Below are 16100 nucleotides of genomic sequence, written 5' to 3'. Positions count from 1 at the left end.
TGTGGCCGAGATCGTGCTGGACAAGGTGACCAAGCTGTACCCGGACGGAGCCAAGGCGGTCAGTGATGTCGACATCACCATCGCCGACGGAGAATTCATCATTCTCGTGGGCCCGTCCGGTTGTGGAAAATCCACGACTCTCAACATGATTGCCGGGCTGGAAGACATTTCGACCGGTGAGTTGCGGATCGCGGGTGAACGCGTCAACGAACGCGCCCCCAAGGACCGCGACATCGCGATGGTCTTCCAGTCGTATGCGCTGTATCCGCACATGACGGTGCGCCAGAACATCGCGTTCCCGTTGACCTTGGCGAAGATGTCCAAGGACGAGATCAACACCAAGGTCGACGACGCGGCGCGGGTCCTCGACCTCACCCAGCATCTCGATCGCAAACCGGCGAACCTGTCGGGCGGTCAGCGTCAGCGTGTGGCGATGGGACGCGCAATCGTGCGCAGCCCGAAGGCGTTTCTCATGGACGAGCCGCTTTCCAACCTGGACGCCAAACTGCGCGTGCAGATGAGGACGGAGATCGCCCGTCTGCAGCAGCGGCTCGGTACGACAACGATTTACGTGACCCACGACCAGACCGAGGCGATGACGCTCGGCGATCGGGTAGTCGTGCTGCGCGGCGGAATCGTGCAACAGATCGGTGCGCCGCAGGAACTCTACGATCGTCCGAACAATCTGTTCGTGGCGGGGTTCATCGGGTCCCCGTCCATGAACTTCTTCCCCGGACAGTTGACGGCCGACGGTGTGAGCACGCCGATCGGCGATGTTCGCCTGCCCGCGGCGGCGCAGTCGAAGATCTCGGGCAGCGGCTCGGGCAAGGACGTCGTGGTCGGTATCAGGCCGGAACATTTCGAGGACGTGGCGCTGGTCGATGCAGCGCAGAAGCCGCACGGTGGGACGTTCACCGTCGACGTCGACGTGCTGGAATCGATGGGTTCGGACAAGTACGCGTATTTCCTCGCTGGTGGCCCCGCCGTCAATTCTCGTGAACTCGAGGAACTCGCCGCCGATTCGGGAACGGCCGTCGCTGGTGGCGGTCAACTGGTTGCCAGGCTCTCGTCCGAGTCCACGGTGGCCCAGGGCAGGTCTGTCGATCTGTGGTTCGATCCCGCCAAGATCGCAGTGTTCGACGGCGGTACGGGAGCCAATCTGCTGCTGTGACCTTTACCCGGGCAAGGTGACCGAATACGTCGCGTCCAGGGGGAGCGGTACCTGTTCGGGGCCGGGCGCTGCGTCGGCCGGCTCGGGTAGGGGGACCAGGCGGCCGAATTGTTCGTGGTGGGTGGAGGCCGGGGCGGCTTGCGCTGTCCCGGCGACCACGGCGATCGGCGCCGCTGCCAGGGCGCCGGCGACGGCAAATCGAGTGGCGATGCGGCGCTTGCTTGCTCGGGTCGAGATCATGAGCACTCCTGCGTGGTTTCGAGGTTCGGTGAATGCTGTGCCATTCACGGTATTGCGGGTTGATTGTGAAATCTCGTGTGCGAAGCTCATTCACAGGGAACTGGGATGGGCGGCACAGGAGGACAGATGAACGAATCCTCGGTACGAACCGAGCACCTGCCCGGCGGCCCGGACCTCGAGCGGATCTTGCGCGAACACGCCTACCGCGGTGCGTACCTCCAACTGACGGTGCGCGGCGCTCTGGTGCTGTTCATCGCCCTGACACTGATCTTCGTCCCGCCGATGAACGACGCGGGATGGTGTTTCGCGATTCTGGGCGCCTATGCCCTCTGGTCGGCAGCCGTGGCGCTGTGGATCCGCAAGGGCGGCACCGGCCCGGTGACGATGATCTGGCTCGGCTTGTTCGTCGACCTTGCCGTGCTCGCAACTCTGACATTGCTGACCGGTCTCGCGGCCGAGCAGAGTTGGACCGCCGACATCTTGAGCAACGGGCTCTTCGTCATTCCGGTTCTGGCGTGTACGCAACTGCGGACGGACGTGTGTGTCGGCGTCGTTGCCTGCACGATCGGGGTATTCTTCGTTTCCAGTTGGGCAACGATGACTTCGAACTCCGAGCCGTGGCCGTCGATCCTGCTGAGCACCATGGCCTTGGCCGGAGTGGGCGCGGGCGCAATCGGACTGACTCGGATTCAAAGATCACGCGTGCTGACCATCGGGCACCTCGTCGGGCATCGCACGAGCCTTCTTGCCGAGCTCATGGGGCTCGAGCAGCGTGAGCGCACGGAACTGTCGGAGCAATTACACGACGGGGCGCTGCAGTACGTCCTCGCGGCGCGGATGGATCTCGACGAATTGGCAGACAGCGCGGAGCCTGTCGCCCTGGCGCGAGCTGGGAAAGCGCTCGGTGAAGCGACAACGCTGTTGAGATCCTCCGTCTCGGAGTTGCATCCCACTGTCCTTGTTCACGTGGGTCTTGCCCGCGCAATCGGGGACCTCGCGCGATCGGCGCAGGGACGCGGCGGAGTGGTGGTCGACGTCGACACTTCGGGCTGGAACGACGATCTGCGCACGTCCGCGGACGACGTCCTGTTCGGCGCCGCACGAGAGCTGCTGGCCAACGTCGTCAAACATGCCGGTGCGCACAATGTTCGGATCGAGCTCGCACGACTGGACCACCGTGCGGTGCTGGTGGTCTCGGACGACGGCCGGGGGATCAGCGCCGATCGGATTGCCGAACGACGGGCCGCCGGCCACATAGGGCTGCTCTCGCACGAGTTGCGGGTGGTTGCTGCGGGTGGCTCGTTCTCGGTCGGGCCGGGTGAAGAGTCCGGAACCCTCGCGCGAGTCGAGATACCGTTCCAGATCGTCACCGAATCCGACCACGAGCGCTGAGGAGTTGTCGATGACACTGATCACCGATCGCGAGCTCAACCTGGCGACACTGGCGAGGCAGTTCCTGCTGCGGAGGGCCGAGGTCAGCGCGTTGGATGCGATCGAGCACCTGGCGGGTCTGCAAGCCCAGGCGCCGACGCCTCCCTATCTGGCACTGTGGGCGCGGCTGAAGAACTTTGCAGCAGAAGACCTCTCCACCCTTGTGGAGAAGCGCCAGGTGGTGCGGCTGGTTGCCATGCGGGGCACGGTTTTTGCTCTCTCGGCCGCGGATGCGGGCCCCTTCCGGGCCACGGTTCAGACGATCATGGAACGCGATCTCCACACCAACAGCACACAGCGTGCGGCGCTCACCGGGTTGGATCTCGACGCTCTGGCGCGGGCGGGACGGGACCTCGTAGCGGACGGGCCGCTCACCCAGATGCAGATGAGACCGATACTGGCAGAGCGCTTTCCCGGTCACGCGGCCGAGGGACTGGCGCACGGAGTTCGAGGACTTCTGCCGATGGTGCAGGTCCCACCGCGAGGCCTGTGGGGACGATCCGGAGTACCGGCACTGACGACCTTGGAGAATTGGCTTGGCACGGAAGTGAGTTCATCGCCGGATCCGGATGCGATGGTGCTTCGTTATCTGGCGGCCTTCGGGCCCGCCAGTGTGAAAGATGCGCAAGCGTGGTCAGGGCTCACGAGACTCGCCGAAGTCTTCGAGAGGCTACGTCCCGGCTTGATCACCTTTGTCAACGCGAAAGGGGCCGAGGTGTTCGACCTGCCGGACGCGCCACGACCGACCTCCGGAACACCGCCGGTCAGAATCCTTGCTCCGTTCGACAACATCCTGCTCTCGCACGCCGACCGCTCGCGAATCATGGACGAGCAGTACCGAACTCGCGTCTTCACCGTCAACGGCATCGTCAAGCCCGCCATCCTGGTGCGCGGAAAGGTGGTGGGATTCGCGACGGTGACGCCGGACAAGGAGACGGTCGAATTGGGCGCGACTCTGTTTGCGCAGCAACCGAAGACGGCGCTCGCATCCATCGAGAAGGAAGCGCGTGCGTTGCTGAAATTCATGCACCCGAAGATCCCGAACCGAGAGGTGCGGTTCGCTGTCGCTACGTAGCGGGCTTGTGCTTTCGCGGTGCTCGATCGCGTAGTTCGGCCACGATCTCGTCGTTCCACATGTGACGCCGCACCAGTCGGTACCGCTCCCGGGCGATCCACAAGTAGGCCTCGGCGTCGGTGTGCTCGGGCAACATGTCAGCACCCCGCAGCATTCGCACGACGGGCAGAAACTCCTCGCCGAACCAGCGGCGGGCGACGGTGTCTCGGCCGAGGAACTCACCCTTCTCCTGCATGAGCCGAAAACCCCACGCCTCCACACACTCACTGAGTTCGGCGTACTCCCACGGGTCGGTGACCTGGACGGCTTCGCGTTGTGAACCCTGCAGCGGAACGCGGGTGAGGAAGAGTCGACGATGATCCTTGATGAGCAGATCAGCGCGCTGAGTGATGCCTTCCGGCGAGATACGCGTGATGATCTCGGTGACGTACGCGTCGATTGTCTTCTGGTGCATCGCACACGCAATGGACACTCGGTGGTGCCCGTCGATCACGAAATGCATGGAGCCGACGCGATACAACTGAACAGGTGGTACCGATTCGCCGCGTCGTTGCGCCACCGCAAGTCGCTCCCAACGAGCGCGCGAGTGAGTGGACGTCGGACGGAAGTACCTGTCGAAATCACCTGTGCGGTCGACACTTCCGACGATCGATTCGATGGTGACGACCTGCAGCCCCAGAGACTTCTCGCCGACCTTGCCCAGAGCTGCGACAACCTCGTCGAACGGCAGGATCGCGTTGACGTCGTCGGGTTCGCGTCGTAGCCAACTGACCAGACGTGCCACGTCGGCACGTCGACGCTGACGAGCGAAGTCGTTCTCCGCGTCGGCTGTGGGAAATCCGGTGTCACGAGCCATGTCGGCGCCTCACGATCGTCGGCGGAGTACCTGGGGAAATCTCCATCAGCGTGAAGCCGACGGTATTGAGCACGATAGTCCGGCCTACCTCCAGATCGAGAGGGGTTCGCCCGTGCGGGTGGATGTGTCCGTGGACCATCACCGTCGGATCGAGGTTGCGAATCAAAGGCGTGAAACATTCGAACCCTCGATGTGGCCGATCCTCGGCGTCGCCGACACCGCGGGCGGGACTGTGGGTGAGCAGCACATCCACGCCCGCCCGGCCGCCGGGAAGCCGCGATTGCCAGGCGTTTCGCCAGGTGAGCGAGCGAGCGCGTCGGCTCTGCTGGCGCTCGGACCACTGATTGGGACCCGTGTTGTATCGGATGGAACCGCCGAGGCCGGCGATCCGCAGACCGGCGACGGTCACGATGCGTCCGTCGGCGTTGACTGCGCCGGTCGGCCCTGGCCACTGCGCCGGCATCCCTGCCCGCATCCAACCGGATCTCTTGTTCGAATATCCGGACAGATCGGCGTCGTGGTTGCCGGGAACGAACACGCACGGCGCATTCAGCTGATCGGACAGGTACTCCAGATACGCAAACGGCAGATCGCCTGCGCCGAGGATCACGTCGACTCGGAGTGAACGAACCTGACTGCTCCACAGGAATTCGACAGTCTCGTCGCTGACAGCGAGAACGGAGACCATTTCGATGACGCTACCGCCACCGCGAGGTATCTGCGCTGCGAACCTCGCGGGCACGGTGTTTAGATGGACGAGTGTCAGACAGCGTCGTATCTTCCGTCCGGGCCCATCTCGTCAGCAGCATCGAGGGGCCGGACCCCACCGCGGCCTCGGTGACGTTCCTCGGTGTCGAACCGCTGGACGTGCTGCGTTTCGAATCACCCGACGGCCTGGTCCGCTACGTCACACTGGGGTGCTCGCGTCATCCGATGGGCGACCCCAACGAACTGGTCGCAGACCCCACACGCGGACCCCGCGCCGAGTTGGTACTCACGCTGCGCGGTGGCACCGGTGTGGCGTCAGGTGTGGCCAGGACGCTCGCGGTGCTGGCCGCGGCGCCGTCCGTCGAAGGCGTCGTGCTGCTCGAGGACGCACTGTTGGACCTGGGCGAGCCGCTGTGGAAGGACACTGCGTTCACGGCGGTGCTTCTCGGTGACAGCGGGATCGAAGACCTGACGCTGCCGGAGCCGTTCGACCCGGTGCGCTTCCTTGGTGTGGTCCCCCTGACCGGTACCGAAGCCGCCTGGGTGCGTCTGCGCGGCGCGGAGGCACTGAGGGAAGCGTGGACCGAGGCGGGGATCGACATCCGCGATCCGCACCGTTCCGCTGCCTCGCTCTAGCTGCGCTGGCGCTTTGTCCGTCAGATCATTCGGCGTGCACGAGGATGTCCGCCAAGTTCTCGAGACTTACCCGAACCGTCCGTGAAAATGCTTTCGTGACGATCGGGTCGGCCATCTTGCCGAATACTCCTCCCAGGCCGCTTTCGCTGTCGAGTCGGTAGGTGACCCGAGTGCCGTCACCGACTTCTTCGCAGGTCGTGGTCTGCGAGAAGCTGACCGGACTTTCGACGGACGTCGATTTCGACGATCTCGGTGGGTCGTACTCGGTGAATTCGGATGTCCACTCGAGACGCTTGCCCAGGATTCGCGAGACACCGTGCCAGCGGCTTCCCACGCCCATCGGGCCGTCGGTGATCTGTTTGCACTCGACCATCGAATTCTCCCAGTTGGGCCAGTTCTCGGCGACGGCGATGTACTCCCAGACGTCCTTGGGTGGCAACGCGATCTCCACGGATTGCTCGACTGTAGGCATGGTTGCTCCTCCACTTCTCCTTGGATCTGAATTTGCTTGTCGCAAAATGGATTTCGGGAACGGAATGAAAATGCGTACCCATATCCATTGTCCGCCTGCGACGGTGGCAAGTACAGGGAGTCAGCGTGCAAGGTTCACAGCCAGTTGTTGCGACGGAAGAGAAAGAACAAGCCGACACACACCGACGCGATGAGGAACAGGATGGACTGATAGCCGTACTTGTAACCGAGTTCCGGCATGTTCTCGAAGTTCATCCCGTAGATACCGGCAACGCCGGTCGGCACGGCGGCGATAGCGACCCACGCGGAGATCTTGCGCATGTCGGTGTTTTGCTGCACCGCGATCTTCGCGAGTGCGGCGTCGACCAGCGAACTCAACACCTCGTCGTATTCCGAGATACGTTCGGCCACGATCGTGTGGTGATCTCGTACGTCACGGAAGTATCGCCGGATCTCCTTCGGGACGAGGCCGCCCGCGGGCTGGGTCAGCTGGAGCAGTGGCAATCCGAGTGGAGTGACCGAGCGTCGTAGTTCGACGATTTCACGTTTGAGCAGGTAGATGTGCTCGACGGCAACGGTGTTCCGCGGGTTGAACACCAACTCTTCCATGCTGTCGACGTCCTGTTCGACGAGTTGGATGACGGAGAGATAGCTGTCTACGACGTGGTCGGTGATCGCGTGCAACACCGCGAACGGGCCCATGGTGAGGCGCTCGGGGTTCTGCTCGAGTGACTTGCGCACGCTTGCCAGTTCGGAGTGATCCCCGTGCCGGACGGTCACCACGAAGTCGGGGCCGACGAACACCATGATCTCGCCGGTTTCGACGATCTCGCTCGCCGTCGCGACGGACTCGTGCGGCACGTAGACGACCGTGCGCAGCACCAGGAACATGACGTCGTCGTAGCGTTCGAGTTTCGGGCGCTCGTGTGCATGGACGGCATCCTCGACCATCAGCTCGTGGAGTCCGAAAGTTGCTGCTACATCTTGCATCTGACCTTCGTCGGGAGCGTGCATGCCCACCCAGACGAACGCGTTGTCGCGACTACGAACCTCGGCCAACGCAGCGCGGTGCGTGTACTTGCCCGGCAACCGCACGCCGTCCACGTAGACCGCGCAGTCGACGATCGCGCGGGCTGCCGGAACGGGGATCTTGGGCGCATCGGCTTGCGTCGATTTGCCGTTCGACCAATTCGGCAGTGACGGCATGGTTGGCACGCTCGCTCCTTCTCGGTCTGTAATGCAGTGGAACGGCAGGGGAACGGCACTACAGCGACACCTGATCGAATTGCGCTGCCGCTGCGGCGTAATCGTACGTCAGCTTCCGGCTCGCCCACCGGAGCGCGATGAAGTTGCCGATTGCTGACACACTGGAACAGTGCGAATAGACCTTCACACCCACTCCAACGCATCGGACGGCACCGATACCCCGGCTGCCCTCATGCGCGCCGCAGCCGACGCCGGACTCGACGTCGTCGCCATCACCGATCACGACACGACTTCGGGCTGGGCCGAGGCGGCGCAGGCCTTGCCGGCCGGCGTCAGCCTGGTTCGTGGGATGGAGATGTCGTGCGAAGGTCGAGGTGAGCGTGGTTGGCCGGTCGCTGTACATCTGCTTGCGTACCTGTTCGATCCGACGCACCCCGAATTCGCAAAAGAACGTGAGCGACTGCGCGCCGAACGCGTCGAACGTATCCGGGTGATGACGACCATGATGGCGCGTGACGGTCTGCCCGTCGATCCCGATCAGATCCTCGCCGACGCCGGTCCGTCAGTCGGACGCCCGCACGTCGCAGCGGCCCTGATGCGAGCGGGAGTGGTGTCGAGCATCAGTGAGGCTTTCTCCGACCTGTTGTCCAGTCGAGGGCGATACGACGTTCCCAAGTACGACACTCCGCTCGAGTACGCCGTCGAACTGGTGGCAGCGGCCGGGGGAGTAACTGTCCTTGCGCATGGACGGGCGCGTTCGCGCGGCGGATTGCTTGCGCTCGACCACATCCGTGATCTGGCCGAGCTGGGTCTCGGGGGTCTCGAAGTCGATCACCCGGACCATCGCAGCGACGATCGTGACGTCCTGCGCCGCCTGGCTGTCGACCTCGGTTTGGCAGTCACCGGATCCTCTGACTACCACGGCGAGAACAAGACGATCGGACTCGGCGACGAGCTCACGGACGAGGCCGAGTTCGACAAACTCGTCTCGGCTGCCACCGGCGTGGAGGTACTGGGGCGCTGATGCTCGACACCACGCTCTACCTCACCGTGTTCATCACGCTGTTCGTGATCATGGACCCGCCCGGAGTCATCCCGGTGTTCTTGTCACTGGTCGGCCGCAAAAGCCGTGAAGATCGCAACCGAGCGGCATGGCAGGCCCCCGCCGTCTCCCTGGCGGTCATCTCGGTCTTTGCCATCGGCGGTCAGGCGATCCTCAACTACCTCCACATCGGCATTCCGGCGTTGCAGGGCGCCGGCGGATTGCTGCTGCTTCTCATCGCACTCGAACTGCTGACCGGAAAGGCCTCCAACCGTCCGCAGGGAGCCGACGACGTCAACGTCGCACTCGTTCCTCTGGGAACGCCGATGATGGCCGGTCCCGGTGCGATAGCGGCCGTCATCGTCTTTGTCGCCCAGGCCGACGGTGAAGCGGCGTCGTATCTGGCGATCGCGTTGGCGATTCTGTCCATCCACCTCGTGCTGTTCGTGGTCCTGCGCTTCTCGACCGCACTGATCCGGATACTGGGCGAGGGTGGCATCAGTCTGCTGGCACGCATCGCCGGTCTTCTGCTCGCCGCCATCGCGGTTCAACTCATTGCGGAATCAGTCCGCGGATTCGTCGCGGGAGCGTAAGAGATGACATACGACGACAGGTACGACCGGAACGACAGGTACGAGGACGACTACCAGTACCAGGAATATCAGGACTATCAGTACGAAGACGATTACGACTATCCCGCCGACAAACGACAATGGCTGCTGGTCCGCGCTCTACGCGCCCTGAGTGGCACCGTGGCGGCCGGAATCGTGGTCTTGACACTCGTGATCATCGGTTCGGCATATCTGGGCGGCAACCGCGGATTCCCGGGTCCGGGAACAACGTCGATCACCGCGCACATTGCGGCCTCGGTGGTTGCTCTCGCCGCGCAGATCTGGTGCGACCGCAGGCGGGGTATCGCGGCGGTTGCCGGATCGGTGGTCGTGCTCGTGGTGGCAGGGCTGTTGTTGGTGACGCAGTGGTGGGGATGACTGGGTGGGGATGACACGGTGGGGATGACTGGGTGGGGATGACACGGTGGGGATGACGGCTCGGGTTCGAGTGTGGTGAGGAATCCGACCGCTTGGAGGATTTGATTGTGATCCGACTCTGGTGGCAAACTGGAGTTACTTCGAGGCGGCGCCACAGCCCGGCCCCGAAGTGCAGGTTTCGTCAGAATTTCTCCCGAAACCTAGATTGCATGGATACGCCAGGGCTCACCCGCCCCACACCATGACGCTTCGGATGTATTGCGGCCCACTTTCTCGCGCACGCCGAATGCTCTTCTTCTCAGTAGTCGTTCGCGGAAGAAATGATCTCTGACCGTTGTGAACGTAGTTTCGCAGCGGTCCGAAGGATTACTTCCCAGTAACCCAGCCCCGCTTGAGGCTGGACTAATCAGGAGTGTCATCGTGTCCCTCGTGACTGAAGCCATCAACGTACCCAAGGTCGAGTTGACCGACGAAGAAATCTTTGCCGCTCACGTCGGTGGCAAGCTCTCGGTCGAGACCACAGCACCGCTCGATACGCAGCGGGCCCTCTCGATCGCCTACACGCCGGGTGTTGCTCAGGTGAGCCGCGCCATCGCTGCAGACGAAACCCTCGCCGATCGATACACGTGGACCAACCGACTCGTCGTCGTGGTCAGCGACGGCACCGCGGTTCTCGGACTCGGCGACATCGGCCCCCGCGCGTCGCTGCCCGTCATGGAGGGCAAGTCGGCGCTGTTCAAGAACTTTGCCGGACTGAACTCCATTCCGCTGGTTCTCGACACCAAGGATCCCGACGAGATCGTCGAGACACTCATCCGACTGCGTCCGAGCTTCGGCGCGGTCAACCTCGAGGACATCTCGGCGCCGCGTTGCTTCGAGATCGAGAAGCGCGTCATCGAAGCTCTCGACTGCCCCGTCATGCACGACGATCAGCACGGAACCGCCATCGTGGTCCTCGCGGCACTCAAGGGCGCCGTGAAGGTCCAGAGCCGCGACATCACCACACTCAAGGTCGTCATCTCCGGCGCCGGCGCTGCGGGTGTTGCCTGCGCGAACATCCTGCTCGCCGCCGGAATCAGCGACGTCATCGTGCTGGACTCGAAGGGCATCATCTCGGGTGAGCGCAGCGACCTCAACGACGTGAAGGCAGAACTCGCGGCCCGCACAAATCCCCGTGACCTGCATGGTGGTGCCATCGAGGCTCTCGAAGGTGCTGACGTGTTCCTCGGTGTCTCGGCGGGCAAGATCCCCGAGGAGCTCATCGCTTCGATGGCTCCCGAGTCGATCGTGTTCGCACTTTCCAACCCGGACCCGGAGATTCACCCCGAAACCGCGTCGAAGTACGCGGCGATCGTGGCGACGGGCCGTAGTGATTTCCCGAACCAGATCAACAACGTTCTTGCCTTCCCCGGTGTCTTCAAGGGCGCGCTCGACGCCGGCGCCCGTCGCATCACCGAAGGTATGAAGCTCGCTGCCGCCGAGGCAATCCTGTCGGTGGTCGGCGACGAGTTGGCGGCGGACAAAATCGTCCCCAGCCCACTCGACCCTCGCGTGGCACCCGCAGTAGCGGAAGCCGTCGCGGCCGCAGCGCATGCTGAGGGCGTGACCAGCTAAGAGGGACTACGAAAGCCCCGATCGGAACCCGCACACAAGGTTCCGATCGGGGCTTTTTCGTGTGTACCGAGAGCTACAGACGAGTGAGGTCGGGTGTTCGGCGTAGCCTGCCGGTCCCGGGAACCGATGCCCAGACCACCAGCGCCAGTAAGCCGTCCACGACGAGAGCCACAACCGCGACCAGGATTGCGCCGACGACCACTCGGTCGTACTTGTAGAGCGCGAGACCGTCGAAGATGTACCGGCCGAGGCCGCCGAGGTTGACGTAGGCGGCGACCGTTGCCGTGGCAATCACCTGCAGTGTCGCGTTACGCAGTCCGCCGAGAATCAATGGCAGCGCATTGGGTATCTCGACGCGGAAGAGCACTTGGAGTTCGGTCATACCCATTGCCCGTGCGGCCTCGACGACGCCGCGGTCGACGCTGGCGATTCCGGCGTACGTGCCGGCGAGTAGTGGGGGAATACCAAGAATGACGAGGGCGAGAATCGGCGGCATCACTCCCAGACCCATGAGAAGAACGAGGAAGGTCAGCAGGCCGAGAGTGGGCAGTGACCGCAGTGCGTTGACCAGACTGACGACCACGATCTCACCGCGACGCAGATGGCCGATGAGTAATCCGATGGGCACCGCGATCACAGCCGAAAGTGCCACGGCCAGAACGCTGTACCAGAGGTGCTGGAGGATGCGGGTGCCGATTCCGGTGTCGCCGCTCCAATTTCCGGGATCGACGATGAAGTCCCAGGCCCCGGTGAAGATGCTCATACGGGTTCCCCCTCGGCTGACAGGACGGCGGGAACCTTCGACGAGGTCGACGTTCTGGTCCACGGGGTCAGGAATCGGCCGATCAGATACAGGATCAGATCGAGCGCCAGTGCCAGCACGACGATCGCGATGATGCCCGCAACGATCTGGTCGGGATAGTCGCGGTCGTAGCCTTGTTTGAACAGGACTCCAAGCCCGCCGATTCCTATCAGAGATCCGACTGACACCAGCGAAATATTGGTAACGGCAATAACTCTGATGTTCGCGATCATCACCGGCAGCGCCAATGGCAACTCGACCGTCAGAGCGCGTCGTAGTGGTGTGAAACCGACGGCGGTGGAGGCGTCGATGACGTTGTCCGGCACCGAGTCGAGTGCTTCGGGTACTGCCCGGATGAGCAGTGCCGTCGCATACACGCTGAGTGCGATCACGACGTTGAGAGGATCAAGGGTCTTGAGTCCGAACAACTGGGGGATGGTGACGAACAGCGCGAGCGACGGAATCGTGAACGCAATGCTCGCCAGGGTCAACGTGATTCGGCGCAGCCATCTGACGTTGCGGATCGCTGTTCCGACCGGAACGGCAATCAGGAGACCGATCAGCAAAGGAAGCAGTGCCAGATACAGATGGGTCTTCGAGTAATCCACGACCGTCGAGAAATTGTCGATGAGCCAGCGCATGCCGCTACGCCCCGAATCCCTCGGTAAAGGCGACGCGGTTGCGTTCCTCGTCCTCGCGTCGACGCTGATCTGCCAATTTCGCCACGACTTCGGAACCGAGGATCCCGCCGATGACCGCGCCCTCGCCGTCGACGGCAACGCCGATACCGGAAGGCGACGAGATTGCCGCATCGAGTGCTTGGCGGAGATCGCCGCCGGGGGAGAACAGCGAACCACCGGCAGACGTCGACTGAGCAAGGGTTCGTCCCGAGCGCAGGCCTTCGACGCCGGTCACGTCGATCCATCCCTGCGGAGTTCCGTTGTCCGTGACCACGAGAACCCATTCGCCCAATTCGAGACGCAGAGCCTTCAATTCGTTCTCGACGGCCGTGCGTACAGGGTGCAACGGAACCTCGTCGGCAGCGCGGAACGACAATCCCCGATAGCCGCGATCGCGTCCGACGAATCCGGCGACAAAATCCGTTGCCGGTGCGGCCAACACGTCGCGAGGTGCCGCAACCTGCTGAAGCCGCCCGCCGGGACCGAAGACGGCAATGTGATCACCGAGTTTGACTGCCTCGTCGATGTCGTGGGTGACAAAGACGATCGTCTTCTTCAGTTCGCTTTGAAGACGGAGCATTTCGGTCTGCAGATCCTCACGCACCACCGGGTCGACGGCGCTGAAGGGCTCGTCCATCAACAGGATCGGCGGATCGGCAGCCAATGCTCGCGCAACTCCCACACGTTGTTGCTGCCCACCCGAGAGTTGCCCGGGATAGCGGGTGGCAAGGGAGATGTCCAGACCGACTCGTTCGAGTACCCCCAACGCGGCTTTGCGCGCTGCGCGGCGGGACTCACCGCGCAGTACCGGAACTGTTGCGACGTTGTCGATCACGGTGCGATGCGGAAGCAAGCCGGCGTTCTGGATGACGTACCCGATGCCGAGACGCAGCTTCACCGCGTCGGTCTGGGCGATGTCACGACCGTCGACGAAGATCTTGCCCGACGTCGGTGTGATCATCCGGTTGATCATGCGCATCGACGTCGTCTTGCCGCACCCGGACGGCCCCACGAACACCGTGAACGACTCGGCCTCGATGGTGAGATCGAGACGGTCGACGGCGGTTGTGCCGTCCGGATACTGCTTGGTGACGCCCTCGAAGGTGATCACGTGACTACGAGACCGGCTTGTCGAGGCCCTGCGCCGTCACCCACGCCTTGGCCGCCGCTGCCGGCTCCGTCTTGGTGTCGCCGGACACCTGGACGTTGAGTGCCAACAACTCTTCGGTGGTGAGCTTGGCGGACACCGCATCGAGGACTGTCTTCAACTTGTCGGAAGACTTCGACGCGCGCAGCACCGGCACCACGTTCTGAGCCGGGAAATTGTTCTTCGGGTCTTCGAGAACCACGAAGTTGTTCTCCGGGATGGAGGCCGACGTCGTGAAGATGTTTGCCGCGGTGATGTCGCCGGAGGAGAGAGCCTTCACGGTTGCCGGTCCGCCGCCGTCGGCGATCGGAACGAAGTTGGCTGCCGAGATGTCGAGGCCGTAATTGGACTTCAAACCGGGCAATCCGGCTGGACGTTCCTGGAACTCGGCCGGAGCACCGAACTTGACCTCGGCGGAATGCGGAGCCAGATCGGCGATCGTCTTCAGGTTCCACTTGTCAGCGGTTTCCTTCGTGACGACGACGGCGTCCTTGTCCTCGGCGGATGCAGGCGTCGCAATTGCCAATTCCGACCCGAGAGCTGCGGGAAGAGCAGCGAGGACGTCAGCGGAGCTGGTGGCCGTGCTGTCGGGATCCAAGTACTGCAGGAGATTTCCCGTGTAATCCGGAATGACACTGATGGACCCGTCCTTGAGTGCCGGAATGTACGCCTCGCGGCTGCCGACGTTGAACGACGTGGACACATCGAACCCGTTGACACGCAGTGCTTCGGCGTAGATGTTGGCGATCGTCTCGGATTCGGTGAAGTTGGCGGAGCCGACGACGATCGCGTTGGGATCGCTGTTGGAGTCACCGTCGCTGCTACCGCACGCTGTCAGTGCAGTCAGAGAGACAACGGTTGCCGCGGCTACGAGCCAACGGTTGGAACGAAATCGTGAGGTGCGCATGAGCGTCCTTCCGGTTTTTCGGGCGTCCCGTGTTTCGGGCGTCGGAAACCATTCCCTTGTGGCGAAGCCACCCGAGTGACTTCGACGGCGCCGCCACCGAGTGGCTGCGTCAGGACTGGTTACCGCGCATCGCCCGACAAGTGTAACGATAGGTACCGACATGGCACGGTTTTCGATCCATGGGATTGGATGTGAGGATTTCGGTGAAGAGCACACGCACGAAGTATTCGACTGTTGTTGCAGCACTGATGGTCCTGCCGATTCTCAGCGGATGCGCAAACGGTGATTCGGTGGTAGAGGGTGCCGAAGCGGAGTCTCGTGACCAGATCGTGGTGGCTGCTGACGCATCGGTGGAGAGTTCGGTGTTGGCCGAGGTGTATTCGACGGTGCTCTCCTCCTCCGGCCTGTCGGCTCGCGTCGAATCGGTGGGTGGTGGCCGAAACCAATCACTCGAGGCTCTGGACGCAGCGCGAGTCACTTTGGTGCCCGAGTTCACCGGCGCGCTGCTCGATCACTACGACCCGTCATCCCCGGCCCGCAAGGCCGACGACGTCTTCGAAGCCTTGAGTCGCTCTCTGCCGGAGGGTCTTTCGGTCTCCGACTATGCGATGGCCGAAGATCGTGCGGTCCTCGCACTCGACACCGGATACGCACAGTCGTTGGGAGCGAAGACGATAGAAGCCTTTGCTCCTTCGTGTGCCGCGGCGAGGCCGCTCGTCTCCGCGAGATTCGTCGAGGACGGGGCAGTGGAACAGTTGGCCGAGGGCGCCGAGTGTGTCTTCGCCGGTGTCGATCAGGCAACGCCGGCAGACGTACCCGGTGCACAAGTATTCGGAACCACGACGCTGTCGGCGTTGGCACAATCCGATGCCGTCACAGTGCTCGCTGATTCGAATCACGTTCTGGCTGCGCAGAATGTCGTTCCGCTCTTTCGAGCGGGCGCACTGGGAGATTCGGCTGTCAAGGCGCTCAGCGTCGTTGCCGGTGAACTGTCCACCACCGATCTCGCCGCAATGATCGAGCAGGTGCGGACCGGCAAGGCGTCAGCCTCGGAAGTCGCCCGCACCTGGTGGGACACCCGTCAGTGACATGGACGGGTGTCCCACCCGTCAGTGACATGGACGG

Annotated in this window: 18 protein-coding genes; 9 read left to right on the top strand and 9 right to left on the bottom strand. The window is 63.1% G+C overall.

The window, feature by feature from the left end:
* Position 1: 1 nt before the first annotated feature.
* The gene (locus tag A0W34_RS19950; RefSeq protein WP_081558156.1) at positions 2-1171 is read left to right on the top strand and encodes an ABC transporter ATP-binding protein; all 1170 of its coding nucleotides are present in this window, start codon (positions 2-4) and stop codon (positions 1169-1171) included.
* 3 nt (positions 1172-1174) lie between these two features.
* Here the strand turns inward: A0W34_RS19950 and A0W34_RS19945 are convergent, their stop codons facing one another.
* Positions 1175-1411: a hypothetical protein gene (locus tag A0W34_RS19945; protein ID WP_202425898.1), complete on the bottom strand. Its 237-nt coding sequence runs from the start codon at positions 1409-1411 to the stop codon at positions 1175-1177.
* A gap of 126 nt (positions 1412-1537) precedes the next feature.
* Between A0W34_RS19945 and A0W34_RS19940 the strand changes: the two genes are divergently transcribed.
* Complete coding sequence (locus A0W34_RS19940) at positions 1538-2803, top strand: sensor histidine kinase (RefSeq protein WP_030536936.1); 1266 nt, start codon at positions 1538-1540, stop codon at positions 2801-2803.
* A gap of 10 nt (positions 2804-2813) precedes the next feature.
* Positions 2814-3917 carry a winged helix DNA-binding domain-containing protein gene (locus A0W34_RS19935; RefSeq protein ID WP_030536935.1) on the top strand — a complete coding sequence of 368 codons (1104 nt, stop codon included), beginning with the start codon at positions 2814-2816 and terminating at the stop codon, positions 3915-3917.
* On the opposite strand, the gene A0W34_RS19930 is transcribed toward A0W34_RS19935, so the two are convergent.
* Together A0W34_RS19930 and A0W34_RS19925 are read right to left on the bottom strand one after the other, a co-directional pair.
* Positions 3910-4773, bottom strand: coding sequence for a hypothetical protein (locus tag A0W34_RS19930; RefSeq protein WP_003945080.1), 864 nt, complete (start codon positions 4771-4773; stop codon positions 3910-3912). The two genes, A0W34_RS19935 and A0W34_RS19930, sit on opposite strands and share 8 nt — an antisense overlap.
* Positions 4763-5461 (bottom strand): metallophosphoesterase family protein, encoded by a 699-nt coding sequence (locus A0W34_RS19925; RefSeq protein ID WP_081558155.1) that lies wholly within the window; start codon positions 5459-5461, stop codon positions 4763-4765. The genes A0W34_RS19930 and A0W34_RS19925 overlap by 11 nt, the downstream gene beginning before the upstream one ends.
* A gap of 71 nt (positions 5462-5532) precedes the next feature.
* On the opposite strand from A0W34_RS19925, the gene A0W34_RS19920 reads away from it, so the two are divergent.
* Positions 5533-6117, top strand: a complete 585-nt coding sequence (locus A0W34_RS19920) for a suppressor of fused domain protein (RefSeq protein ID WP_007736116.1) — start codon at positions 5533-5535, stop codon at positions 6115-6117.
* Between the two features lie 25 nt (positions 6118-6142).
* Here A0W34_RS19920 and A0W34_RS19915 read toward each other — a convergent pair whose 3' ends face one another.
* On the bottom strand, positions 6143-6589 hold the full coding sequence (locus tag A0W34_RS19915) for an SRPBCC family protein (RefSeq protein WP_007736117.1): 447 nt from the start codon (positions 6587-6589) through the stop codon (positions 6143-6145).
* A gap of 134 nt (positions 6590-6723) precedes the next feature.
* Positions 6724-7794, bottom strand: coding sequence for a magnesium and cobalt transport protein CorA (locus A0W34_RS19910; protein ID WP_007736118.1), 1071 nt, complete (start codon positions 7792-7794; stop codon positions 6724-6726).
* Between the two features lie 169 nt (positions 7795-7963).
* Between A0W34_RS19910 and A0W34_RS19905 the strand changes: the two genes are divergently transcribed.
* The 4 genes from A0W34_RS19905 (at position 7964) to A0W34_RS19890 (ending at position 11439) form a co-directional block, all read left to right on the top strand.
* The gene (locus A0W34_RS19905) at positions 7964-8818 is read left to right on the top strand and encodes a PHP domain-containing protein (RefSeq protein WP_007736119.1); all 855 of its coding nucleotides are present in this window, start codon (positions 7964-7966) and stop codon (positions 8816-8818) included.
* Positions 8815-9429, top strand: coding sequence for a MarC family protein (locus tag A0W34_RS19900; protein WP_164490628.1), 615 nt, complete (start codon positions 8815-8817; stop codon positions 9427-9429). The genes A0W34_RS19905 and A0W34_RS19900 overlap by 4 nt, the downstream gene beginning before the upstream one ends.
* A 3-nt stretch (positions 9430-9432) precedes the next feature.
* On the top strand, positions 9433-9825 hold the full coding sequence (locus A0W34_RS19895) for a hypothetical protein (protein ID WP_007736120.1): 393 nt from the start codon (positions 9433-9435) through the stop codon (positions 9823-9825).
* A gap of 420 nt (positions 9826-10245) precedes the next feature.
* Positions 10246-11439, top strand: coding sequence for an NAD(P)-dependent malic enzyme (locus A0W34_RS19890; RefSeq protein ID WP_003945072.1), 1194 nt, complete (start codon positions 10246-10248; stop codon positions 11437-11439).
* 73 nt (positions 11440-11512) lie between these two features.
* Here A0W34_RS19890 and A0W34_RS19885 read toward each other — a convergent pair whose 3' ends face one another.
* The 4 genes from A0W34_RS19885 to A0W34_RS19870 are packed head-to-tail and all read right to left on the bottom strand — an operon-like array spanning position 11513 to position 14975.
* The gene (locus A0W34_RS19885; protein ID WP_003945081.1) at positions 11513-12202 is read right to left on the bottom strand and encodes an ABC transporter permease; all 690 of its coding nucleotides are present in this window, start codon (positions 12200-12202) and stop codon (positions 11513-11515) included.
* A complete protein-coding gene (locus A0W34_RS19880) occupies positions 12199-12882 on the bottom strand; it encodes an ABC transporter permease (RefSeq protein WP_007736121.1) in 684 nt (227 codons plus the stop codon). Before A0W34_RS19880 ends, A0W34_RS19885 begins: the two co-directional genes overlap by 4 nt.
* Before the next feature lie 4 nt (positions 12883-12886).
* Positions 12887-14032, bottom strand: a complete 1146-nt coding sequence (locus A0W34_RS19875) for an ABC transporter ATP-binding protein (protein ID WP_081558154.1) — start codon at positions 14030-14032, stop codon at positions 12887-12889.
* A 4-nt stretch (positions 14033-14036) separates the two neighbouring features.
* Positions 14037-14975, bottom strand: coding sequence for an ABC transporter substrate-binding protein (locus tag A0W34_RS19870; protein ID WP_003945094.1), 939 nt, complete (start codon positions 14973-14975; stop codon positions 14037-14039).
* Positions 14976-15178: 203 nt separating this feature from the next.
* On the opposite strand from A0W34_RS19870, the gene A0W34_RS19865 reads away from it, so the two are divergent.
* Positions 15179-16063 carry an ABC transporter substrate-binding protein gene (locus tag A0W34_RS19865; RefSeq protein ID WP_030536932.1) on the top strand — a complete coding sequence of 295 codons (885 nt, stop codon included), beginning with the start codon at positions 15179-15181 and terminating at the stop codon, positions 16061-16063.
* Positions 16064-16100 lie beyond the last annotated feature (37 nt).

It is taken from the genome of Rhodococcus sp. BH4 (assembly GCF_002079265.1).
Classification (GTDB): Bacteria; Actinomycetota; Actinomycetes; order Mycobacteriales; family Mycobacteriaceae; genus Rhodococcus_F; species Rhodococcus_F qingshengii.
This window is presented reverse-complemented; position numbering and strand designations above follow the sequence as displayed.